This window comes from Mariniflexile aquimaris (assembly GCF_042676825.1).
Taxonomy (GTDB): Bacteria; Bacteroidota; Bacteroidia; order Flavobacteriales; family Flavobacteriaceae; genus Mariniflexile; species Mariniflexile aquimaris.
Map to the genome: position 1 here is coordinate 12,781 of NZ_JBHTIB010000012.1, position 21,741 is coordinate 34,521.

The 21,741-nt window shown below is 33.3% G+C and carries 24 protein-coding genes; 12 read left to right on the forward strand and 12 right to left on the reverse strand.

Features of this window, described 5'->3' with window-relative positions:
- Positions 1-614: 614 nt before the first annotated feature.
- The 4 genes from rplS to ACFQ0I_RS08080 all read right to left on the reverse strand — a co-directional run bounded on the left by rplS (position 615) and on the right by ACFQ0I_RS08080 (position 4,584).
- Positions 615-965, reverse strand: a complete 351-nt coding sequence (gene rplS, locus ACFQ0I_RS08065; protein WP_379941094.1) for a 50S ribosomal protein L19 — start codon at positions 963-965, stop codon at positions 615-617.
- 357 nt (positions 966-1,322) lie between these two features.
- Positions 1,323-2,000 (reverse strand): tRNA (guanosine(37)-N1)-methyltransferase TrmD, encoded by a 678-nt coding sequence (gene trmD, locus ACFQ0I_RS08070; protein ID WP_379941096.1) that lies wholly within the window; start codon positions 1,998-2,000, stop codon positions 1,323-1,325.
- 33 nt (positions 2,001-2,033) lie between these two features.
- The gene (locus ACFQ0I_RS08075) at positions 2,034-3,284 is read right to left on the reverse strand and encodes a hypothetical protein (protein ID WP_379941098.1); all 1,251 of its coding nucleotides are present in this window, start codon (positions 3,282-3,284) and stop codon (positions 2,034-2,036) included.
- Positions 3,274-4,584, reverse strand: coding sequence for a DUF4270 family protein (locus tag ACFQ0I_RS08080; protein WP_379941100.1), 1,311 nt, complete (start codon positions 4,582-4,584; stop codon positions 3,274-3,276). The genes ACFQ0I_RS08075 and ACFQ0I_RS08080 overlap by 11 nt, the downstream gene beginning before the upstream one ends.
- A gap of 223 nt (positions 4,585-4,807) precedes the next feature.
- Between ACFQ0I_RS08080 and ACFQ0I_RS08085 the strand changes: the two genes are divergently transcribed.
- The 6 genes from ACFQ0I_RS08085 (at position 4,808) to ACFQ0I_RS08110 (ending at position 9,615) form a co-directional block, all read left to right on the forward strand.
- Positions 4,808-5,692 carry a DUF6268 family outer membrane beta-barrel protein gene (locus tag ACFQ0I_RS08085; protein WP_379941102.1) on the forward strand — a complete coding sequence of 295 codons (885 nt, stop codon included), beginning with the start codon at positions 4,808-4,810 and terminating at the stop codon, positions 5,690-5,692.
- Between the two features lie 3 nt (positions 5,693-5,695).
- Positions 5,696-6,688 carry a Kelch repeat-containing protein gene (locus ACFQ0I_RS08090; RefSeq protein ID WP_379941104.1) on the forward strand — a complete coding sequence of 331 codons (993 nt, stop codon included), beginning with the start codon at positions 5,696-5,698 and terminating at the stop codon, positions 6,686-6,688.
- 100 nt (positions 6,689-6,788) lie between these two features.
- Positions 6,789-7,127, forward strand: a complete 339-nt coding sequence (locus ACFQ0I_RS08095) for a DUF4907 domain-containing protein (RefSeq protein ID WP_379941106.1) — start codon at positions 6,789-6,791, stop codon at positions 7,125-7,127.
- Positions 7,128-7,131: 4 nt separating this feature from the next.
- Complete coding sequence (locus ACFQ0I_RS08100) at positions 7,132-8,175, forward strand: sensor histidine kinase (protein WP_379941108.1); 1,044 nt, start codon at positions 7,132-7,134, stop codon at positions 8,173-8,175.
- A 109-nt stretch (positions 8,176-8,284) separates the two neighbouring features.
- Positions 8,285-9,013: a LytR/AlgR family response regulator transcription factor gene (locus ACFQ0I_RS08105; RefSeq protein ID WP_379941109.1), complete on the forward strand. Its 729-nt coding sequence runs from the start codon at positions 8,285-8,287 to the stop codon at positions 9,011-9,013.
- An 89-nt stretch (positions 9,014-9,102) separates the two neighbouring features.
- The gene (locus ACFQ0I_RS08110; RefSeq protein WP_379941111.1) at positions 9,103-9,615 is read left to right on the forward strand and encodes a GtrA family protein; all 513 of its coding nucleotides are present in this window, start codon (positions 9,103-9,105) and stop codon (positions 9,613-9,615) included.
- Positions 9,616-9,627: 12 nt separating this feature from the next.
- On the opposite strand, the gene ACFQ0I_RS08115 is transcribed toward ACFQ0I_RS08110, so the two are convergent.
- Together ACFQ0I_RS08115 and ACFQ0I_RS08120 are read right to left on the reverse strand one after the other, a co-directional pair.
- The gene (locus ACFQ0I_RS08115; protein WP_379941112.1) at positions 9,628-10,260 is read right to left on the reverse strand and encodes a tRNA (guanine-N1)-methyltransferase; all 633 of its coding nucleotides are present in this window, start codon (positions 10,258-10,260) and stop codon (positions 9,628-9,630) included.
- A 280-nt stretch (positions 10,261-10,540) separates the two neighbouring features.
- On the reverse strand, positions 10,541-11,944 hold the full coding sequence (locus ACFQ0I_RS08120) for a S1C family serine protease (RefSeq protein WP_379941114.1): 1,404 nt from the start codon (positions 11,942-11,944) through the stop codon (positions 10,541-10,543).
- Between the two features lie 316 nt (positions 11,945-12,260).
- On the opposite strand from ACFQ0I_RS08120, the gene dapF reads away from it, so the two are divergent.
- The 5 genes from dapF to ACFQ0I_RS08145 all read left to right on the forward strand — a co-directional run bounded on the left by dapF (position 12,261) and on the right by ACFQ0I_RS08145 (position 16,282).
- Positions 12,261-13,034 (forward strand): diaminopimelate epimerase, encoded by a 774-nt coding sequence (gene dapF / locus ACFQ0I_RS08125; RefSeq protein WP_379941115.1) that lies wholly within the window; start codon positions 12,261-12,263, stop codon positions 13,032-13,034.
- Positions 13,031-13,555 (forward strand): GNAT family N-acetyltransferase, encoded by a 525-nt coding sequence (locus ACFQ0I_RS08130; protein ID WP_379941116.1) that lies wholly within the window; start codon positions 13,031-13,033, stop codon positions 13,553-13,555. Before dapF ends, ACFQ0I_RS08130 begins: the two co-directional genes overlap by 4 nt.
- 1 nt (position 13,556) lies before the next feature.
- Complete coding sequence (mltG, locus tag ACFQ0I_RS08135; RefSeq protein ID WP_379941118.1) at positions 13,557-14,600, forward strand: endolytic transglycosylase MltG; 1,044 nt, start codon at positions 13,557-13,559, stop codon at positions 14,598-14,600.
- A complete protein-coding gene (locus ACFQ0I_RS08140) occupies positions 14,600-15,511 on the forward strand; it encodes a DUF2279 domain-containing protein (protein ID WP_379941120.1) in 912 nt (303 codons plus the stop codon). Before mltG ends, ACFQ0I_RS08140 begins: the two co-directional genes overlap by 1 nt.
- Positions 15,512-15,622: 111 nt before the next feature.
- Entirely contained in the window at positions 15,623-16,282 is a 660-nt protein-coding gene (locus tag ACFQ0I_RS08145; RefSeq protein WP_379941122.1) for a peptidoglycan-binding protein LysM, read from the forward strand.
- 35 nt (positions 16,283-16,317) lie between these two features.
- Here the strand turns inward: ACFQ0I_RS08145 and ACFQ0I_RS08150 are convergent, their stop codons facing one another.
- The 3 genes from ACFQ0I_RS08150 to dnaA are packed head-to-tail and all read right to left on the reverse strand — an operon-like array spanning position 16,318 to position 18,934.
- The gene (locus tag ACFQ0I_RS08150; RefSeq protein WP_379941123.1) at positions 16,318-17,034 is read right to left on the reverse strand and encodes an SAM-dependent methyltransferase; all 717 of its coding nucleotides are present in this window, start codon (positions 17,032-17,034) and stop codon (positions 16,318-16,320) included.
- Entirely contained in the window at positions 17,021-17,494 is a 474-nt protein-coding gene (locus ACFQ0I_RS08155; RefSeq protein ID WP_379941125.1) for a low molecular weight protein-tyrosine-phosphatase, read from the reverse strand. The genes ACFQ0I_RS08150 and ACFQ0I_RS08155 overlap by 14 nt, the downstream gene beginning before the upstream one ends.
- Before the next feature lie 12 nt (positions 17,495-17,506).
- Positions 17,507-18,934, reverse strand: coding sequence for a chromosomal replication initiator protein DnaA (gene dnaA, locus ACFQ0I_RS08160; RefSeq protein WP_379941127.1), 1,428 nt, complete (start codon positions 18,932-18,934; stop codon positions 17,507-17,509).
- 184 nt (positions 18,935-19,118) lie between these two features.
- On the opposite strand from dnaA, the gene ACFQ0I_RS08165 reads away from it, so the two are divergent.
- Positions 19,119-19,517, forward strand: coding sequence for an acyl-CoA thioesterase (locus tag ACFQ0I_RS08165; RefSeq protein WP_379941129.1), 399 nt, complete (start codon positions 19,119-19,121; stop codon positions 19,515-19,517).
- Position 19,518: 1 nt separating this feature from the next.
- Here the strand turns inward: ACFQ0I_RS08165 and ACFQ0I_RS08170 are convergent, their stop codons facing one another.
- The 3 genes from ACFQ0I_RS08170 to ribD are packed head-to-tail and all read right to left on the reverse strand — an operon-like array spanning position 19,519 to position 21,741.
- Positions 19,519-20,127 carry an IMPACT family protein gene (locus ACFQ0I_RS08170; protein ID WP_379941130.1) on the reverse strand — a complete coding sequence of 203 codons (609 nt, stop codon included), beginning with the start codon at positions 20,125-20,127 and terminating at the stop codon, positions 19,519-19,521.
- Between the two features lie 5 nt (positions 20,128-20,132).
- Positions 20,133-20,744, reverse strand: coding sequence for an HAD family hydrolase (locus ACFQ0I_RS08175; RefSeq protein WP_379941132.1), 612 nt, complete (start codon positions 20,742-20,744; stop codon positions 20,133-20,135).
- Entirely contained in the window at positions 20,737-21,741 is a 1,005-nt protein-coding gene (ribD, locus tag ACFQ0I_RS08180; RefSeq protein WP_379941133.1) for a bifunctional diaminohydroxyphosphoribosylaminopyrimidine deaminase/5-amino-6-(5-phosphoribosylamino)uracil reductase RibD, read from the reverse strand. The genes ACFQ0I_RS08175 and ribD overlap by 8 nt, the downstream gene beginning before the upstream one ends.

The following is a 21,741-nucleotide window of genomic DNA, read 5'->3' on the forward strand; positions in this document are numbered from 1 at the left end:
TTAATCTATTTAGTATTGCTACTAAATCAATTTAAACTGTCGCTTAAATTTTTTCAATTCAGTGCTATTATTTCAACGAAACATTCTGTTTTTGTAATTTTCAATATGCATTGACCTATTACCAAAATGTTTCACATAATTGTTTTTTTTGATGCTGTTAATCTCCCTGTTCGTTTTCACGTCTAGCTTGGTTCGTTTTCACGTCTAGCTTGTTTAAAGCATTGCTTTTATTATAGCATTTAACTTTTCAGTCTTAATGCTTTTTATTGCTTTCAATTAAATTAGTTTCCATCTGTATGCACATATGGTCTTTTTTAATCTCATGGTTTTTTGTTTGTCATGCTTACACATGCTCCCAAAACAACCTCAAAAAACAATTAATAAATAAAGAACGTTACCTTACTAAGAAAAACACTAATTCATTGTTTACATGAAACCAACTTTCGTTGTTGTTATTTCTTAAATGCTAAGATACTACCCAAATTCAAAAAAACAAACATTTTAAGCCTATAGATATCAACGAGTTATAAACCAAAGTTATTAACAAAAGTTAATAAAAAAAGCCTCGAGAGATTTCTCGAGGCTTTAAAATTGCAATGTGCAATAGTAGTTTATTAATGTCTACGCTCTTTAATTCTTGCTTTTTTACCAGTAAGACCTCTAAAGTAGTAGATTCTAGCTCTACGCACTTTACCGCGTTTATTAACTTCTATTTTTTGTAATGCAGGTAAATTAATTGGGAAAATACGCTCCACACCAATAGTACCAGACATTTTTCTAATGGTAAAAGTTTCTGATGCTCCAGATCCTCTTCTTTGTATTACTACGCCTCTAAAAAACTGAGTACGAACTTTTTCGCCCTCTCTAATTTCATAATAAACAGTAATTGTGTCTCCAGCTCCAAACTCTGGAAGGTCTTTTTTTGTTACAAATTCGTCTTGTACAAATTTTACTAAAGATTCCATATCTTTAAATTTTAATAATGATTAATTCGAAACAACATTCACGATTCTCGCCAGAGGTTAACCCGAAATTGGCTGCAAAGATAATTATTAATTCATAATCTACAATTAATAATTATTTTTTTTATTTGGGTGTTTCCCTCCTTTGGTCGGGTCAGGCTATCCGCTATATCTTTTGTTCCGTAAAAACGGAAACAAAAGGATGCCGCTGCTATCCTTAACACAAATCCAGTTTGCAGTCTCAGTCTCAGGCTACAGTGTTCAGGCATTTTTAAAAATATATTCCAAATAAAACAAATTTACCTATAGAACATAGAGATTTACCTAACACCTAACACCTAACACCTAACACCTAAAAAACTACTCCTCCAATAAATCTGGTCTGCGTTCTTTTGTTCTTAAATAAGCTTGCTCTTCACGCCACTTTTCAATTTTGGGTAAATTTCCACTAAATAACAATTCGGGGACTTTTAATCCTTTATATTCTCTTGGTTTGGTGTATATGGGAGGCGCCAATAAATTATCTTGAAAGGAGTCGGTTAGGGCAGAAGTCTCATTACCTAAAACCCCTGGGATTAACCGTATAACGCTGTCGCAAAGAACTGCTGCGGCCAATTCGCCACCAGACAACACATAATCGCCTATAGAGATTTCTCTTGTAATATATGCATCACGAACGCGCTGATCGACGCCTTTATAATGCCCACACAGTATAATAATGTTTTCTTTTAATGAAATCTGATTCGCAATGCCTTGTTTTAAGGTTTCACCATCGGGTGTCATATAAATAACCTCGTCGTAATCTCGCTCGCTTTTTAATGCCGAAATGCATTTATCTATAGGTTCTATCATCATAACCATTCCCGCACCACCACCAAATTGGGTGTCGTCTACAGATTTGTATTTATCGCTTGTATAATCGCGTAAATTATGAAAATGGACTTCTACTAAATTAGCTTCGATAGCGCGTTTTAAAATAGAGGCTTGAAACGGACTTTTAAGTAATTCTGGTAAAACGGTAATAATGTCAATGCGCATGGTTCTGTTTTAAGAACTGCAAAGATAATTGAATTAATCAATTTTTCTTTTTTGAAACCAGATACCTTCTAAACTTAAATTTAAAGATAATAAGTGATAATTCTCTTTAATTAATCCATTTGTAACTAGTCCTTTGTTACCATACGAGTATCCAAGGTTTATCATAGAACTTGTTCCGTTATTTAAAGGAATACCGATGCCAAGGTTTAATGCAGAATTTTGAACACGTTGGTGGTTTACCTCTAAATTACCGTTGTTATAACTGTAACCAACTCTGTATTCTAAATTATTAAAAAATTTAGACACTTTTTTTTCTGCAGCATATTGAAGACCAATACCAAAAGCATCTTGGTCTACGTATTCTCCAAGTCCGTCGGTTTGGTTGGTATCGCTCCAGTAACTTTTTTTATAGTCTGCATTCAAGGTAAAGTAATTTTTAAATGTGGTTTGAAAACCGAATGCGAGTTCTAGGGGTAGTTTAAAATCATCGATATTACTATCGGTATTTTCGGTTAAATCTGCTGTTGAATCTGTTGTGTATAAGGTTATTGTGCTCGATTTACTTCCGTTAAGATAGGTTGGGAAATTTACGGTACCACCAATGGAGGTATTTTTAAAAACATCATACTGAAATCCGGCGCCAAAACGGAATCCGGAATAGCTATTTATATCTTCAATAACAAATGTGTTATCTGGTAAATAATCGGTTTCGGTTTCTGTTATTTGACCAAATAGGGCAGAAGCAGTTACACCCAGTCTCAGTTTACTGGTTAGCGCATAACCGTAATTAAGTTTTAAATCGTTAATACCTCCTTCACCGTCTATGTCGGTTATAAAAATATCTGTAATGCTTCCTTCAATATTCGATTCAATTCCAGAAATGCTATAGCCTACGTTGGTTAAAGGAATAAGTGTTACGCCAAATCCAGATTTTTTTGTCACAGGAAATGCCAATGCTATGTTTGAAAAATTGCCCACAAGATTGGTGTTTGTACTACCTCCTTCTTTTAGGGTATTAGTTTGTCCTTTAAAGCCAAAATCAAAAAAGAATGAATTTGGCAACATGCTACCAAATGAGGCAGGATTGGAGTTGTTAATAAACGTGTTAGAGGGCATTGCTATACCCATTCCGCCTAATCCGTTAATTTTTCCAGTAGTGGTTTCATTACTTAAACCTAAACCATATAAAGAATAGGGTGAGCTAGAAAGTTGATTTGCTTGTGCGTTTACTTGTGTTGTAACCAGCAAAAGTATCAGGCACAAAGGTATATACTTAGTTATCATAGATAGCATACGTTAATTCGAGTTTAGATTTTATTGTATTAGAAGCTGCTTCACCATTAAAAATATATCGGTCTACCGACTGGTTAAAATCATTTGGATAAATAGCTAAATACAATTTGTCGCCATTCAAATCTGTCAATTTTAAGTTTAAAAAATATTTAACAGGAATGGTATAGGTGGTAAAATTAAATTCTGAATCTTCACTCTCAATCGTTGCATAAACGGTGGAGCCTTGGGTGTCTGTTAATACTCCTACTATATCTGAGTATTGATCAATTATATACACATTGAGATTGTCGCTGGTGTGCAAATTGTCTGTTGAAGAATTTTGTTTTAGTTTAAATTTTAAATTGGCGTCTATTATAATTCCAGTTCCTGGTATGTCGTATAGCGATTCTACATTTGGGATATCTATTCTCGTGGCTATACCTGTTCCTGCCTGCATAAAAACATTGTTACTGGTATACTTACTCGATAAATAGGTTTCTTGGTCTGTTAGCGAACTAAAAATAGTTGTTTCAATAGCGCTCGAAATGTTATGAAAACTATTGGTTTCATCAAAAGGCATATCTAAGGTGAGCGATTCGGTTGTTATTTCTTCTGTATCGGAATAATATATTCTTATAAAGCTACTTTTTAAGAAACCTAATATAGCTGTGTTACTGGCATCGGGTTCAATAAGTAGTCCTTTATAAACTCTTAAAAAATCCTCTGAATCATTAATTTTATTATCTCGTAAGTTTTCAAACAATGTTTTTCCAAAGGTATTGCTCATAGTAACATGAAGCGAATCATCCTTATTAGGTTTTGCATAAAAACTTTTAGTAGCTATTGCAGTAGTGCTGGAAGAAATTTTGGTTGTGTTGTAATAACTGGTCGCATCTTCATCTGGTTCAATATCGTTTAAAACTTCATAAACGTTTATTTTTTGAACGGGTATCGTGTCGTTGTAAAAATAGGTATCGTAGTTTAAAATGAGTGCAATCGAATCGAACGTCGTAGAACTTTCTAGCGTATAGGTGCTATTTGTAAACTGCGTATAGACTTTGCTTTTTGTTAAACCAAAAACAGCGTCTGTATAAGCGCCAATTAACAATCTGCTTGTAGAAGAAACAGAGATAGAGTCAAATTTAAACGTAGATGCTTTAACCGACATGGTATCGATAAAGTAAACCTTAGTATCTAAGTTAATCCAGTCTTCACCAACGGGGAAGTTTTCGTCGTCTTTTTCACAAGATATAAATGATGCACACAGCACTATTATAAAAATAGGTACTGCAAATACTTGCTTTATGGTCATAAAAAATATTTTTGGCGAACTTAATTAATCACCATTTCTCAATAAAATTAGTTATACAAAGGCAGGGATTTAATATGCCAATTGGACAATTGTGACGACAAACTTGAATTTTTATAGTTCGTCATCAAAAAAGAGGCGTTTGTATAGACTAAACCTTAGAACAGCTATTATCTTTTTATTTAAAAGATGTTAAAAATAAATTTGTCGAAATTTTATTTGATACATGAAGAGATTTATCATGGTGGCTTTTATTATTACTATTGGAAACCAAACCTATGCACAGTTAAACGAAAACACATTTTCATTTAACTATGGTCTGACACCAATAGGGCATGATGACATAGATTTTTATAAAACCGATTTTAAGTTTAACATACCAATGAAGGTTAATAATGGGGTGTTAATACATAGTCTTGGTTTTGAGAACTATTGTGTTAATTATACCAAAGATTTTAGTTTTTCAACCGAAGATATTACCAAGTTGTACAATATTAATTATGGTTTAAAATATAAACTACCAATAGCACAAACATGGTTATTAACCACAAGTGCCGAGGTAGCCATAGTTTCTAACCTGGTAAACACTATTAATAGTAATGACTTATTAGTAACCGGTAGTCTTTTAGCATCGAAGACTTTAGGAGCTGAAGATCATGCTGAATCATTAACATTTGGACTCAGTTATACCACAATTACAGGCAAACCAAGCATTTTGCCAGTTGTAAGTTATACGAAACAAGTAAATGATAAGTTTTCGTTTGGTGTCGGGTTTCCTGAAACGTTTGCTTATTATAAAATCAACAACATAAGTTCTATACAATCGGTATTGAAGATGGATGGTGTGTATGCCAATTTAAATAATGCAGTGGGGATTAACACAACAACCAATGCCGAAAAACTGTCATTGTCATCTACCTCTTTGGGCTTAGGTTATAATTATGCGATGGACGATTCGTGGAGTATTTCCTTTAATGGTGGGTATGCACTTTCTAACAATTTTGAGCTGCTGAATATAGATGATGATACGGTATATAATTTTGAAACAGAATCAAAACCTTTTTTCTCGGCAGGAATAACATTTAATATAAAAACACAAACAAAAAAATAAATTATGAAAAACAATAAAACACGTTTAATTGCCATAGTAATTATTACACTAAATGCGATCACTTTTATGAGTTGCTCGTCCGATGATGATACGGATAGAGGAAACTGGCAAGAACGATCGGTTTTTGATGGAACACCAAGAAGTAACGCTATAAGTTTTACTATCAACGATTTTGGTTACATGGGAACTGGTTATGATGGCGATGATTATTTAAACGATTTTTGGCAATATAATATTGAAGGCGATTATTGGGTACAAAAAGCTAATTTTCCAGGGGTTGGAAGAAGTGCGGCATCCGGATTTGCTATAGACGACAAAGGTTATGTTGGCGTTGGTTATGATGGCGATGATGAACTTAGCGATTTTTGGGAATATAACCCAAGCACAAACACATGGACACAAAAAGCTAATTTTGGCGGGGGTGTTAGACGTGGTGCAGTACAATTTGGTATAAACGGTATGGGATATGTTGGTACTGGAAATGATGGTGATAACGATAAAAAAGATTTCTGGAAATACAATCCACAAACAGATACATGGTCAGAACTTGTTGGTTTTGGAGGTGAAAAAAGAATTAATGCTACAACATTCATTATAGACAATAAAGTATATTTAGGAACAGGTTCAAGTAACGGTCTTTATAAAGTTGATTTTTGGGAATTCGACCCTTCAACTGAAGTTTGGACGCGACTAAATGATTTAGATGAAGATGATGATTATTCAATCGCTAGATCTAATGCTGTTGGGTTTGATATGGATGGCTTAGGATACATAGCAACTGGTTATTATGGTGGCGCACTTTCATCTATTTGGGAGTACACACCGGCATCAGATGAATGGGAAGAGATTACAGCTTTAGAGGGAACTGTGCGTCAAGATGCTGTAGCTTTTTCTAATGGAAGTAGAGGTTACGTATTGATGGGTAGAACAGGAAGTTTATATTTAGATGATATTTATGAGTTATTCCCTCAGGATGATTATGACGATGAAGATTAATATTGATTAGTAGTTTATTTCTGAATCCAAAGCACGACCTCATTTAGTATGTTATAAATTGAGTGCTTTGGATTCTTTTTTTTAATTTAAAATTACGCATATGAAAGCAAAATATTATATACCAGTATTATTAGTTCTTGGCGTTTTGTTAGTTGGTTTCATTGTAATAAAAACTACGGCAACAAACAAAAAAGAACCGTTTACAACATCGGTTTATAGTACCAATACAGGTTTTGGTTATAGTATAAGTTATAACAAAGTGCTATTAATTAAACAAGATCATATTCCTTCGATACAAAAAAATCAATCTTTTTGCACTGAACAAGACGCTCAAGCAGTAGCCAATTTGGTATTAGAAAAACTATATAAAAAAGTAAATCCAAGCGTTTCACCTTTAGAGTTAAAAAAGCTAGGTATTAAAATAAACTGCATAAATTAGTACCATGGAAAAACTAAGTTTAAAAGATAACCGTAAACGAAAACAAATAATATTACATGTTTCAATTTGGGCTGTTTTTATAACTTTTAGTTTAATGCAACCCAGATTAGAACCAGAACTAATATCAAAGGGTGTTATCGTGGGTTTAGTATGTAACTTGTCGCTTTTTTATAGTAATTATTCGTATTTAGTTCCTAAATTTTTACTTAAAAAGAAGACACTCATTTACATTAGTAGTGTTTTACTACTCATTATACTATCAACAGTTGTTTTAAATGAGTTTGCTGCAGAATTTAGACCTAATCCAGATTTTAAACCACCTTTTCCAAAAAATAAGTTTGATATTTTTTTTCATAGAAAATTAATAGGGCTATTTGTATTTAATGTGTTATTAGTTGTTACAGGAACAGCGCTGGGTGTTTATTCCGAATGGAATACAAACGAACGCAAGAAAAGGGAAATTGAAGTGCAGAAATCCTCCACAGAACTTCATTTTTTAAAGAATCAATTAAGTCCGCATTTTTTATTCAATTCATTAAATAGTATTTATTCGCTTACTACAAAAAAGTCTAACGATGCCCCAGAGGCGGTGATAACCTTGTCGGAATTAATGCGATACATGTTATACGAAACTAATAATGAATTTGTAAGCTTAACAAAAGAGTTAGAGTATATTCAAAACTATTTAAAGTTACAGCGGTTAAGAATAGCCAACAATAAAGATGTCACGCTAAATATACATGGCAATGTTGCTGGTCAAAAAATAAGACCTTTGTTATTTATTTCGTTTATAGAAAATGCCTTTAAATATGGAACAGATTTTACAGGACATACCGAAGTTAAAATAGAAATTACTGTAAGTGGCGATGAATTGCATTTTAATTGTATTAACATAATAGGTAGTAGAAAAACAGATAAAGATAGGTCGGGTATTGGTTTGCAAAATACCAAAGAACGTCTAGAACTTTTATATCCTAATAAGCATGTTCTTGAAGTAACTGAAAAAGACAACCGATTTATTGTAAATTTGACCCTAAAATTGAGTTGATAAAACCTTGCATTGTATAATGTGGTAGCTAAGAAGCAACTTTTGGAAGTTACCAACATGTATAAGTAAATGGGATTTGAGACCGACAGAAACCAATAAATATAAGCAGATGAAATGTGTAATTATAGATGATGAACCTTTAGCGATAGATGTTATCGAGTCTTATATTAAACAAGTTGGCGGTCTTGAAATTGTGGTTAAATGCACCAATCCGTTAGAAGCTATCACGGTATTAAATAAGCACAAAGTCGATCTTATTTTTTTAGATATTGAAATGCCTAACCTTTCGGGTATCGATTTGGTGAAGGCCTTAGATAATATGCCGCAATTTATTTTTACCACGGCTTACCCACAATATGCTTTAGATGGGTTTAACTTAAATGCGACCGATTATTTAGTAAAACCAATTCCATTTCATCGGTTTTTAAAAGCTGTAACACGCGCTAAAGAAAAGTATGAGTTGGAGAATAAGAGTGGAATTACTCAAGATGTCGCTGCAGATACTATATATACAAGAATTCAGGATAATTTTATTTTTGTGAAATCGGAATACGAAAACATTAAAATAGATATCGATAGCATCAAGTATATTCAAGGCTTGAAAGATTATATAAAAATATATACATCAAAGTCTGATAAAGCCATTTTAACACTCTCCAGTTTTAAAGATATTTTAAGCAAGCTACCATCGTCAAATTTTATAAGGGTTCACAGATCCTTTGTGGTAAATATCGATTTTATTACCGCCTTACAAAAAACGAAAATTATTGTGGATGGTATTCACATTCCTATTGGCGATACTTACAAAGAAGATGTTGTAAAACGATTTGGCGTTTAATAAGCCTTAAGTCTTCACATAAAATACAAGCATTCGCTGTCTCAAAATTTTTAATTCTAAATTACTTAATTACTTTTGCGGTTTTAAATATGAGAAAATTAATTATTCAATTTATAGATACGTTCTACTTTTTATTTAAACGTATCATGCCTTTAAAAACCTTTAGGTATGCCTTTTGCGGCGGAAGTAATCTAGTCTTCGATACTATTCTATACTTTGTATTTTACAATTTTATTTTTGCCAAACAAAACATAGATCTATATTTTGTTGTGCTTAGTCCGCATATAGCGGCCTTGTTTTTTGTTTTCCCCATAACATTTGTTACCGGTTTTTTACTTAACAGATTTATTACTTTTCAAGATTCTAATTTGCCCTGGAATGTTCAGTTTTTTAGATATTTTCTAGTGGGCATGGGAGCAATTTTAATAAGTTATATTTCTATGAAGCTTTTGGTAGATTACTTAAAATGGTATCCAACACCCTCGCGATTAATTACCATTATTTTCACAGTGGTTTATGCCTATATTTTGCAAAGCAAGTTCAGCTTTAGAGTACAAAAAAAATCTGCAATAAAAATTACAGATTCTTTAAAGCCTTTGTAAATAACCTTTAATTTATTTTTTAGGTTTTACTATTTTTTGCTTATTTATTTCGTCTTGTAATTGGCGACGAACTTTCTGTTCACGCTCAACGGCAGTTTTGCGGTGTTCTTCATATTCATCTTCCAAATCTTGAAGCACTTGCTTCGCGTGTTTGGTAACAGCATTACTGTTATTAAATTTATAGATAAAAAATAACAGTGCCACCAGTAAAAATCCAATAATAGACCACATAAGCGCACTGTAACTACTTTTACTTATTTGAGCGCCCAAGACCGAAACATTATCTTTTTCGTCTTTAATTTTATTAAGTGAATTTTGATAATTGGTAAGGTTTACCTTTAAATCTTCTATTTCTTTAGCTTGTGCTTTTATGGTATTATTGGTGCTAACAAATTCTTTTCTTAGCGATGCAATCGAATCTAAAGTACTTTCTTTTAATTTAGTTAACCAAAAGGTTTTTATAACTCTATAATTTTGTCCACGCTCATCGTTCCATCCAGTAGATTTTGTTATTACATATTCAAACTGATTATCAAGAGTTCCACCATCTAAAGAAAGGTTATCGTCCTGACTGTTAGTATTTTGTGAGAATGAAGATAACGAGCAAAGAAATATAAGAAGAGCTATTGGCTTTGTAAATGTCATGTTGATTTGGTTTACTGTTTGTTATGGTGTACTAAGTTAAAAAAAAATGTTCATTAAATAATTTAAAAATGCGAAAAGCCGCTGTATATATGGCCTTTTTTTATATACGAGTAATTACAGTACTTAGATTTTTTTTGTTTCAATAATGTCACATAAATTACTATCGGTTTTAAATTAAAATAAATAAGCATGTTAGCTTTGCACGAGATATAAACAAAAAAAAAGAACCTCCAAAAAACATTTGTTTTTTGGAGGTTCTTATTACAAGATAAGCAATTAATTATCTAAAATTATAATGTTGCTTTTCGCCATTAGAATTTATAAGTTCAATTCTTAAAGGCTCATAAGACGATTGATTTTTTAAAGCATTTTGAGCATCATCAACCGAGTATATTTTAATACCGTTTATATTTATAATAATAGCGCCTTCATCAACATTATTGTTTTTCCAATAATCGGCATATTTCTTATCCAACTGAATAATTTTTACACCATAATTAGCTTTAAAGCGTTTTAAATCTTCTTTTTTGGCATTTTTTACTTGTCCCACCAATGGCAAAACAAAGGTTTCATTTCTGGTTAAAGTTACCGGAACCGTTTTAAGGCTGCCATTTCTAGAAATTTTGAGTGTTACAACGTCATTCACGCGTTTCGCTCCAATATGCCCTGTTAAATCGGCAAATTTCGAAACTTTAATGTTATCTATCTCTTTTATAATGTCGCCTCGTTTAATCCCTGCTTTTTCGGCGCCAGATTCTTCAACAACGCTATCTACATAAATACCTTCGGTATCATTAACACCTAATTTTTCTGCCGATTCGCTGTTTAATGCGCCACCGCTTATACCAAGAATACCGTTTTGCACATTACCATATTCCATAATATCTTCAATAACACGGCGTGCAATGTTGCTAGGTACAGCAAACGAGTAACCAATATAAGACCCGGTTTGCGAGCTAATGGCAGTATTTATTCCAATAAGTTCTCCTTTAGAGTTTACTAACGCACCACCCGAATTTCCTGGATTTACAGCGGCATCGGTTTGAATAAACGATTGCGAGCTGGTTCCAGATAAATCTCTTGCCTTGGCACTAATAATACCCGCAGTTACTGTAGATGTTAAATTAAACGGATTTCCTACAGCTAGCACCCATTCGCCAATTTTTGCCTGATCAGAATCAGCAAAAGTTACAAATGGTAATTCTTCATCAGCATCAATTTTTAATAAAGCAATATCCGTTTTTGGATCAGAACCTATAATTTTCGCTTTATAAGATTTGTTATTATTTAAGGTAACTGTTAATTCATCCGAATTATTAATGACATGATTGTTTGTTATAATATACCCGTCTGTGTTAATAATTACCCCAGAACCTGTTCCCATTTGTGCACGTGGCGTCGTAGTGCCAGAAAACAAATCTTGTAAAGTAAGCTGCCCTTTGCTAATCGATACATTTTTAACATGCACAACAGCATTCACAGCATTTTCGGCTGCAATGGTAAAATCTGGCGCCGCATTCAGGCTCGCTAAATTACTCACATTACTGGTGGGTAAAAAAGCAGGGTTAGCGCTTGCAGCAGTTACAACTAACTTATCTTTTGGTTCTAAAAATAGTTTATAAGCACCAAGCGTTAAAGCACCACCTAGCGCAGAAACTAATACTAAGGACAAAATCTTCTTCATAATATTCAATATAGTTTTGTGTTATTAACGATTAAAATTAAAAATTTATTGAATCGTAAAATTCCTTTTAACGATTTTTAACTACGCCTTTAACTACTATTTAACAATCCCTTAAAACAATAGCTTTTTTTGGTTTGGGCGTTACCGCTAGGCGGTCGGGCTTTTTGTTGACCCCGAAGCCTCGGGGCGCGCTCCTGCGTCGCTGTGGGCTTTTCACTGCAATCCCTAACGCACTACCATCAAACGTTTAGATATTATCCGAAATTTTAGTTTGCCCACAATAAGTTAAAAGACTTCTTTATATTTGTGCATTATTATGACACAAACATTTTATAAATATCAGGGAACAGGAAACGATTTTGTGATGATAGATAATCGTCAAGAAACGTTTAACAAAAAAGATACCAAGCATATTGCATTTTTATGCGATAGGCGTTTTGGCATTGGTGCAGACGGACTTATTTTACTAGAAAATCATCCTACATTAGATTTTAAAATGGTGTACTATAACGCCGATGGAAATGAAAGTACCATGTGCGGTAATGGTGGCCGGTGTTTGGTCGCTTTTGCAGAACAACTGGGCGTTATAAAAGACAAAGCTGTTTTCGAAGCGATTGATGGTTTGCATCATGCAAGCATTCAAAATGGTATAGTAAAACTTCAAATGCAAGATGTTAATAAGGTAGAAAAACATAAAAATCACGTTTTTTTGAATACTGGTTCACCACATCATGTACAATTTGAAGATGCTATAGATAATTTCGATATCAAAACACAAGGCGCTGCCATTCGTTACAGAGCGCCGTATAACGAAGCCGGAAGCAATGTTAATTTTGTAAAGAAAATATCCGACCAGATTTTCGCAGTGCGTACCTACGAACGAGGGGTTGAAGACGAAACCTTGTCTTGCGGAACAGGGGTTACCGCTGTGGCTATTGCAATGCATGCTCTAAAGGAAACAAACCAAAATAAAATTACTTTAAAAGTGCAGGGTGGCGAATTGCAAGTGTCTTTTAACGAAGACAACGGCGTCTACAGTAATGTATGGCTTATTGGTCCGGCAACATATGTTTTTAAAGGAACTATATGATAACTTTAAAAGGCGAATATATCTATTTACGTGCTTTGGAACCCGAAGACTTGGAGTTTATTCATACCATAGAGAACGACGAATCTGTATGGGAAATAAGCAATACCATCACACCTTATTCAAAATATTTAATCAAACAGTATTTAGAAAACGCACATAAAGATATTTTTGAGGTGAAGCAATTACGATTAGTTATTTCTAATTATAATGATGTTGCTTTAGGAATGATAGATTTATTCGATTTCGATTTTAAAAATAGTAGGGCAGGCGTGGGTATTTTGGTAAAAGAACTAAACGATCGCTCTAAAGGATATGGTAAAGAAGCCCTAAAACTTCTTGTTAATTATAGTTTTTCTCACCTAAATTTGCATCAGTTATATTGCAATATTTCCGAAGAGAACGAAGCCAGCATCAAATTATTTTCTAATCAGGGTTTTAAAAAAATAGGATTGAAAAAAGATTGGATTCTTTCTAACGGAATTTATAAAAACGAATTAGTATTTCAGCTTATAAATAATTAAAATGTATATAAAAAAGATTCTCCTTGCCATCGTTTTTATCGGGTTAATCGTGGCATCCTATTTTGCATATTATGTGTATAAAGCTATGATGGATGCCAATACAGCCTTTAATAATGAGGTAGCTTACATTTATGTGCCTACAAACGCAACCTATCAAGATGTGCGGGAGCAGTTGGAGCCGCTATTAAAAGACATCAAAACTTTCGATGCGCTTGCAAAGCAAAAAAAGTATAACACCAATGTTAAAGCAGGACGTTTTGCCATTAAGAAAGGCATGAATAACAACGATATTATTAATTCTATAAGAAGCAAAAATCAGCCTATTAATCTGTCTTTTAACAATCAAGAAACGCTTGAAAAATTGGCTGGTCGTGTGGCGTCTCAAATTGAGGCAGACAGTATTTCACTTTTAAAAGCCATGAAAGATTCGTCGTATTTAGCAGAAAATAATTTTTCTAATGCCACGGCCTTAGGGATGTATTTACCCAATAGTTATGAGTTTTTCTGGAACACTTCTGCAGAACAATTCCGTGAGCGTATGTTCATCGAATACAACCGTTTTTGGAATGACACAAGAAACGAAAAGGCAAAAGCTATTGGATTAACAAGAGATAAAGTCATTGCTTTAGCATCTATTGTTTACGAAGAATCTAAACAAGCATCCGAACAACCAAGAATTGCAGGTGTATACATGAACAGGATTAAAATAGGCATGCCTTTACAAGCAGATCCTACGCTTAAATTTGCGGCTTACCAATTACCGCAATATAAAAACACCGTTATAAAACGTGTTTTAAATGTTCATAAAGAAATTGCTTCTCCTTATAATACCTATAAAAATCTCGGTTTACCACCAGGACTCATAGCGATGCCAGATATATCTGCGATAGATGCTGTTTTAAACTACGAAAAGCACCAATATCTCTATTTCTGCGCTGATGCTAAGCTATTAGGGTTTCATAAATTTGCTAAAACCTTGTCACCGCATAATGCCAATGCACGAGAATATCAACAATACTTGTCGTCTCAAGGGATTAATAAATAGTGAATTGTTCCAAAATAAAATATCTGTTCCTGGTTATTTTATTTCCTTGCAACGCTATTGCACAATCGCATCTCGACTCATTTTTAACGAATAGTGATACGCTTAATAAGCCAAGAAGAAATGCCGTAATAATAACGGAAGCTTCATTAGCGAGTGTAACGCTTGTTGGGTTAAATCAGTTATGGTATGCAGACTACGAGCGCTCAAAATTTCATACGCTCGATGATACTAATGAATGGCTGCAAATGGATAAAATGGGGCATGTTTTTACTTCTTATCAGTTAGGGAAACATGGCGCTCAGTTATTACATTGGAGTGGAGTAAGCGAAAAAAATCAATTATTATATGGTGCAACCCTCGGCTTTTCTTTTTTAACTACAGTTGAGGTTTTAGATGGTTTTTCAAAAGAATGGGGCTTTTCTTGGGGCGATATTTTGGCTAATGCAACGGGCACTGGCTTGTATATAGGGCAAGAATTACTCTGGCAAGAACAACGTATTGCTATAAAGTTTTCTTTTCATCAAACTAAATATGCTTTACAGAACCCAGAAAAACTAGGCGATGGACTTCTGGAAGAGATTTTGAAGAATTATAACGGACAAACCTATTGGCTAAGTGCAAATCTTGATGCTTTTTTTAAAGAAAAAAACATACCTAAATGGTTGAATGTTGCAGTAGGATATGGGGCTGACGGTATGTTAACTGGTGCTAAAGTTGTTGACAATCAGTTGTTAACAAATTACGAGCGGCAGCGACAATTCTATTTGAGTTTAGATGTAAATTTGACCAACATTAAAACAAACTCTAAAGTATTAAAGTCGCTTTTTGATATTTTCAATATGATAAAAGTTCCCTTGCCAACTTTAGAATTTAATAAAAATGGGTGTGTATTTCATCTATTCTACTATTAAAAAAAGTCGTTAAACGATTAATTTTGATATTGTTAGAAAAATATGTAATTTTGCACGCTGAAATTTCAAGGTGTTTTTAACAATTAAAAATACTGAAAAAATTTAAACTTTATGAGAAAAAGTATTGCAAGTTACTTAATACTAACACTTACAATATGTATTCTAGTGTTTGTGTCGTTTTCATCAAAAGAAACGATAGATTTAAGTAGGTACTCTACAGCAGGCTTGGAGTTGAATTATACTGTAAGCCAAGATGAAAACATTAACGATAATGTTTTAGCATCAAATGGGGTAAAGAATGCCGATATCCCTTATTTAGGCAAATCGTTTGTCGGATTTAAAGAGGCCTTAGCATTTAAAGAATCCAGAGGAAATTATTTTACAGTTAATACATTAGGTTACCTAGGCAAATATCAGTTTGGTAAGGGAACTTTAAAATTAATTGGAATTCACAATCCTGCTTTATTCTTAAAAACGCCCGAGCTTCAAGAAAAGGCTTTTATTGCGAATACGCAGCGTAATAAATGGATATTACGTAGAGATATCAAGAATTTTGTTGGAAAAACCATTAATGGAATTTTGGTAACGGAATCTGGTATTTTAGCAGCGGCGCATTTAGCGGGTCCGGGAAGTGTAAAAACCTATTTAAGAAGTTATGGACTTAATAGCTTCGAAGATGGTTTTGGTACGTCGATTGAGTATTATATGAAACGCTTTTCGGGGTACGATACATCTTTTATTAAAGGTAATAGAAGAGCAAAAGCAATTTAATTTAAATTGTGAAGCTTTCTTACTAAAGCAGAATTCTAGCTTTTATGAATTATAAATATCGTAGGCCTTTTATGAAGGTCTACGTTATTTTTTTTCCATGATATGGCAGATTGTGTTTTAATAAATTCGGTGGGTAAGGTAATATCACAAGCCACACAAATTTGTGTGTTTTGGTCAAGAACATTGCTTAAATCTTCAAGCATTTTGTTGTTCCTATACGGCGTTTCTATAAATATTTGTGATTGATTGTGTTCAAACGATAAGCGTTCTAAGCGCTTCAATTCGGCTTTTCGTTCACCTTTATCTATAGGTAAGTAGCCATTAAATGCAAAACTTTGGCCATTCATTCCAGAACTCATTAACGCCATTAAAATAGACGATGGTCCTACCAATGGTACTACTTTTATGTTTTTTTGATGTGCAATTTTTACAATATCAGCTCCCGGGTCGGCAACCCCTGGGCAACCCGCTTCCGATAATAAGCCAACATTTACCCCATGTAAGCAAGGTTCTAAAAAACTAGGTAAGTTACTTACTTCTGTAAATTTATTTAAATGAAACATTTTTAATGAGGGTTGCGATTTTTCGGGCGATATTCTTTTTATAAAATGTCGCGCTGTTTTATCATTTTCAACAATAAAAGTGTCTGTTTTATCAATAATTTGTTTAACGGTTAACGGTAATACTTCAAGCGGTTCGTTATCGCCTAATGTTGTTGGTATTAAGTAGAGTATACCTTTAGCTGTTGTCATTACTGGAATTAATAAGTGAATTGGCTATTATTGTGCAGGCTTCATCCAGCATTTTATAAACATTTTCAAAGCCATCATGTCCTCCATAATAGGGATCAGGGACATTGTAATTTTGATCGGGATATATTTCGTTTAAAATAAACTTAACTTTCGCCTTGTCTTGATCATCTCTGGCAAGCGATATGATGTTTCTATAATTCGATTCATCCATGGCGTAAATAATATCGAATTTATCAAAATCTGAAACATTAAATTGTCGGCCTCTTAAATTTGAAATATCTAACCCATATTTTTTTGCAACAGCTATAGAACGACTATCAGGATTTTTTCCAATATGATAAGCGCCTGTCCCAGCCGAATCAATAAAAAATGTATTAGTTGAAAGTTTAGATTTTAAGATACCCTCAGCTAATGGCGAACGACAAATATTGCCCAAACATACCATTAGAATCTTAGTCATTTTTACTTGAATTTATACAGAAAGCTTTTTTGTTATGTCGTCTACGTATTTTCTAAACTGCTTGTCTGTTGTAGATAAATTATCAACAGTTTTACAAGCATGCAATACGGTAGCATGATCGCGTTTCCCAATTTGAGAACCAATACTTGCTAACGAAGCCTTGGTGAATTTTTTAGCAAAAAACATAGCTAATTGACGTGCTTGTACGATATGACGCTTTCTTGTTTTAGATTGTAAGGTATCGATATCCATTTGGAAATAATCAGATACCACTTTTTGAATGTAATCTATTGATACTTCTCGTTTTGTGTTTTTAACAAACTTCTCAACGATAATTCTTGCTAAATCTAAGGTGATTTCTTTTTTGTTAAAAGAAGATTGCGCAATTAACGAAATAATAGCACCTTCTAATTCTCGTACATTAGATTTAATATTTTTAGCCACATACTCAATAATATCTTCTGGCATATCTACACCATCGCGATATAATTTGTTTTTTAATATGGAAACGCGCGTTTCAAAGTCTGGTGTTTGTAATTCGGCCGAAAGTCCCCATTTAAAACGAGATAATAAACGCTGTTCAATATCTTGCATGTCTACAGGAGCTTTGTCGCTTGTTAAAATTACCTGTTTTCCATTTTGATGTAAATGATTGAAAATATGGAAAAATACATCTTGCGTTCCGGTTTTACCAGACAAGAATTGTACATCGTCAATAATTAAAACATCAATAATTTGATAAAAATGAATAAAATCATTTCTATTATTTTTCTTTACAGAATCAATGTATTGCTGTGTGAATTTTTCAGCTGAAATATATAAAACTGTTTTTTCAGGATATTTATCTTTGATATCAACACCAATAGCGTGCGCTAAGTGTGTTTTTCCTAAACCGACACCACCAAAAATAAGTAGCGGATTAAATGATGTGCCTCCTGGTTTTGATGCTACTGCTAATCCAGCACTTCGCGCCAATCGGTTGGAATCACCTTCTAAGAAATTTTCAAAACTATAATTCGGATTAAGCTGCGATTCAATTTTTACATTTCTTATGCCGGGAATTACAAACGGATTGCGTAATTCTGGATTTTTGTTATTTAAAGGAACATCTACTTCTTGAGATTTCATAGCACTTCTGTTAGCGCTTGGAATTTTCTCGGTAAATGGTTGTTTGTTGCCATAAGTGTTTTCCATTTTAATAATGTAAACAAGTTTGGCTGTTTCCCCTAATTCTTTAGTAAGCGATACTTTTAAAATTTTTACGTAATGCTCTTCAAGCCATTCGTAAAAAAATTTGCTAGGTACTTGTATGCTTAAGGCGTTGTCAGTGAGTTTCACTGCTTGTATGGGTTCAAACCACGTTCTGTAAGCTTGCGGTTGAATATTATCCTTTATGAATTCTAGACAATTATTCCATACCGATTGCGCAGTTTTACTCATTTTTGTTATTCGTAGTTTGTTAGTTAGTTTGGACAGAAAATTCTATTTCTATGAGTCCCCCATTAGTTTGGCAAATATGTGAACAAATTTCTTAAAAAAAAAATCATTTTCTATTGGTTTTTAATAAAAAAATGTCCATGTTTAACCTCTAGCCGAAGCTACAAAAAAATATTGAAATATCCTTATGAAATTCGACGAAATACAAATAAGAGTGAGGTATGGCGAAACCGACCAAATGGGGGTTGTTTATCACGGAAATTACCCGTTATACCTTGAAATGGGGCGTATTGAATGGTTACGCAAATTAGGTGTTTCGTATAAAAACATGGAAGAAAATGGTGTAATGCTTCCCGTAATTTCTTTAAGTATAAACTATAAAAAATCAGCTGTTTATGATGATGTAATTAATGTAAAAACACAACTAAAAAATACCCCAACAGCAAAGATTGAATTTGAGTACGAAATTACCAACGAAAAAGGCGAAATTTTAACAACTGCTAGTACTACTTTGGTATTTATTGATAAGAATACAAACCGACCAATTAAGGTCCCTCAATATATTTTAGACCTAATTAATAATTAGTCTAAATTTCTTTTATGTTGATTTCGAAAAGATGATTAAAAATCTCATAAACGATGTCGGCTTCATTTTTTCTCACCGAAATTGTTATTTGGCAATCGAGGTGTAATTTTTGATTGGTAATATTTAGGTTTTTTTCCTTAATTATTCGCATTACGGTATTCATGTTTTTATAGTCGAAAGTAATAAGGAAAGTTTTGTTAATGGTTTTTTCAACTTTTGTGGCAGCTTCAAGTGTTAATTGGGCGGTGGTTTTATAGGCACTTATTAATCCGCCAACACCAAGTTTAACACCTCCAAAATAACGAACAACAACTATTAAAACATTGGTAACATCAAACGATTGGATTTGTCCGTAAATGGGCATACCAGCAGAATTGCTTGGTTCGCCATCGTCGTTTGCGCGATATACCACTTGTTCGGCTCCTATTTGGTATGCATAGCACCAATGCCGTGCACTATGGTGTTCTTTTTTTAAGTTTTCTAAATGAAACTTTACGTCGTCTTCATTTAAAACTGGATAGGCAAAACCAAAAAATTTACTATTTTTTTCTTTAAATAGGATGCCTTCCGTTGCTGTTTCTATAGTATTGTAAGTGTCTTTTTCAATCAAACTATTTAAAATAAGTTGCTTTTAATTTTAAAAAGATTCGAAATATCTTCCAATTCAGGATTAATATGCCATGTTTCGATGCCTAACGATTTTGCGGTATGGCAATTATCTTTATTATCATCTATAAAAAGGCATTCTTTGGCATTCAACTTGTTTTCGTTCAATACAAATTGAAATATTTCCTTTTCTGGTTTTCTTAGATGGATCTCATGACTCAAATAAAAAGCATCAAAACAGTTTTTAAATGTATTGTAAAAAGAGATGTTGTTTTTAATCCAGTCTATATGAAGTTCGTTGGTATTACTTAAAAGAATAAGTTTATAATTAGAATCTTGTTTTAATTGTTGAAGAAACTCTAATCGATGCTTTGGAAAATCTTTTAGCATGAAATTCCAGATAGCAATTAATTCTTCTTCTGAAATCTTCGGAAAGTTTTCTGCATAAAATTCTATGAATTCTTCAGTAGATATCAGGCCTTGTTCGTATAAGCTATTAAAAGCTATCATTTCTTCTGAAAACGAATCAATTTTAAACGTATCGAAAGTATGTTGGATAGCGCCTTCAATATCTAAGTTCACAAATACATTACCAAAGTCGAATATAATGGTTTTAATCATTTTTATATATTTTTAAAATATCATTTAAAATAGTAGTTTCAGAAATTAATGTTCCTGAAAGCCGTGGTGCTTTTACGCCTTTGTTAAATTGAATGGTGCCTGTAAAAACTCTGGCTTCATCCCAAATAGTGTCCTCAATAAATGTTTGAAGTGTTTTAGAGCCACCTTCTATAATCACTGAATTGATGTTGTTCCGGTAAAGCAACTCACAAATTTGAAGCGAACGGTTTTTTGAGAAATCGATATCTTTTTCAGAAATAATAATGGTTTTGGCCTCTGTATTAAAAACAGCTAAATCTTTAGATAATGTCGAGTCTTTATCAAGCACAATACGTACGGGGTTTTCTCCTGTCCAATCCCTAACGGTTAAAGCAGGATTGTCTTGTAATACCGTATTGGTGCCTACTAAAATAGCTTGTTCTTCTGCGCGCCATTTATGTACTAATTGTCTGGAATATTCATTGGTTATCCAAACGGGTTTTTGTTCATTTTTAAATTCAGGAGCTATAAAACCATCGGCGCTTTCTGCCCATTTTAAAATAATATAGGGTCGTTTTTTATTGTGAAAAGTAAAAAAGCGTTTGTGGTGTTCTTTACAATCGTTTTCTAAAACCCCAACAATAACATTACATCCCGATTTTTTAAGCTTTTCAATGCCTTTTCCTGCCACTTCCGGATTATCATCAATACAGCCAATTACCACATTCGGTATTTGGTGTTTAATAATGAGATCGCTGCAAGGTGGTGTTTTTCCAAAATGCGAACAGGGTTCTAGCGTTACGTACAATGTGGCTTGTTTTAAAAGCGCTTTGTCTTTTACGGCATTTATGGCATTAACTTCGGCATGATTGCCACCATAAGCACTGGTAAATCCTTCGCCAATTATTTGGTTACTATGTACAATTACACTGCCAACCATAGGGTTTGGTCTGGTAATGCCTAAACCATTTTTAGCAATTTCTAAACAACGAGATATGTAAGTTTCGTGAATCGTCAA

What these genes read in the sequence shown, in the direction of transcription:
- mltG (WP_379941118.1), top strand. Translation starts at nt 13,557, where the DNA reads ATGTATATAAAAAAGATTCTCCTTGCCATCGTTTTTATCGGGTTAATC.
- ACFQ0I_RS08120 (WP_379941114.1), bottom strand. Translation starts at nt 11,944, where the DNA reads ATGAAGAAGATTTTGTCCTTAGTATTAGTTTCTGCGCTAGGTGGTGCT.
- ACFQ0I_RS08105 (WP_379941109.1), top strand. Translation starts at nt 8,285, where the DNA reads ATGAAATGTGTAATTATAGATGATGAACCTTTAGCGATAGATGTTATC.
- ACFQ0I_RS08090 (WP_379941104.1), top strand. Translation starts at nt 5,696, where the DNA reads ATGAAAAACAATAAAACACGTTTAATTGCCATAGTAATTATTACACTA.
- dnaA (WP_379941127.1), bottom strand. Translation starts at nt 18,934, where the DNA reads ATGAGTAAAACTGCGCAATCGGTATGGAATAATTGTCTAGAATTCATA.
- ACFQ0I_RS08115 (WP_379941112.1), bottom strand. Translation starts at nt 10,260, where the DNA reads ATGACATTTACAAAGCCAATAGCTCTTCTTATATTTCTTTGCTCGTTA.
- ACFQ0I_RS08175 (WP_379941132.1), bottom strand. Translation starts at nt 20,744, where the DNA reads ATGATTAAAACCATTATATTCGACTTTGGTAATGTATTTGTGAACTTA.
- ACFQ0I_RS08130 (WP_379941116.1), top strand. Translation starts at nt 13,031, where the DNA reads ATGATAACTTTAAAAGGCGAATATATCTATTTACGTGCTTTGGAACCC.
- dapF (WP_379941115.1), top strand. Translation starts at nt 12,261, where the DNA reads ATGACACAAACATTTTATAAATATCAGGGAACAGGAAACGATTTTGTG.
- ACFQ0I_RS08155 (WP_379941125.1), bottom strand. Translation starts at nt 17,494, where the DNA reads ATGACTAAGATTCTAATGGTATGTTTGGGCAATATTTGTCGTTCGCCA.
- ACFQ0I_RS08075 (WP_379941098.1), bottom strand. Translation starts at nt 3,284, where the DNA reads ATGATAACTAAGTATATACCTTTGTGCCTGATACTTTTGCTGGTTACA.
- rplS (WP_379941094.1), bottom strand. Translation starts at nt 965, where the DNA reads ATGGAATCTTTAGTAAAATTTGTACAAGACGAATTTGTAACAAAAAAA.
- ACFQ0I_RS08085 (WP_379941102.1), top strand. Translation starts at nt 4,808, where the DNA reads ATGAAGAGATTTATCATGGTGGCTTTTATTATTACTATTGGAAACCAA.
- ACFQ0I_RS08145 (WP_379941122.1), top strand. Translation starts at nt 15,623, where the DNA reads ATGAGAAAAAGTATTGCAAGTTACTTAATACTAACACTTACAATATGT.
- ACFQ0I_RS08150 (WP_379941123.1), bottom strand. Translation starts at nt 17,034, where the DNA reads ATGACAACAGCTAAAGGTATACTCTACTTAATACCAACAACATTAGGC.
- ACFQ0I_RS08110 (WP_379941111.1), top strand. Translation starts at nt 9,103, where the DNA reads ATGAGAAAATTAATTATTCAATTTATAGATACGTTCTACTTTTTATTT.
- ACFQ0I_RS08080 (WP_379941100.1), bottom strand. Translation starts at nt 4,584, where the DNA reads ATGACCATAAAGCAAGTATTTGCAGTACCTATTTTTATAATAGTGCTG.
- ACFQ0I_RS08100 (WP_379941108.1), top strand. Translation starts at nt 7,132, where the DNA reads ATGGAAAAACTAAGTTTAAAAGATAACCGTAAACGAAAACAAATAATA.
- ACFQ0I_RS08165 (WP_379941129.1), top strand. Translation starts at nt 19,119, where the DNA reads ATGAAATTCGACGAAATACAAATAAGAGTGAGGTATGGCGAAACCGAC.
- ACFQ0I_RS08095 (WP_379941106.1), top strand. Translation starts at nt 6,789, where the DNA reads ATGAAAGCAAAATATTATATACCAGTATTATTAGTTCTTGGCGTTTTG.
- trmD (WP_379941096.1), bottom strand. Translation starts at nt 2,000, where the DNA reads ATGCGCATTGACATTATTACCGTTTTACCAGAATTACTTAAAAGTCCG.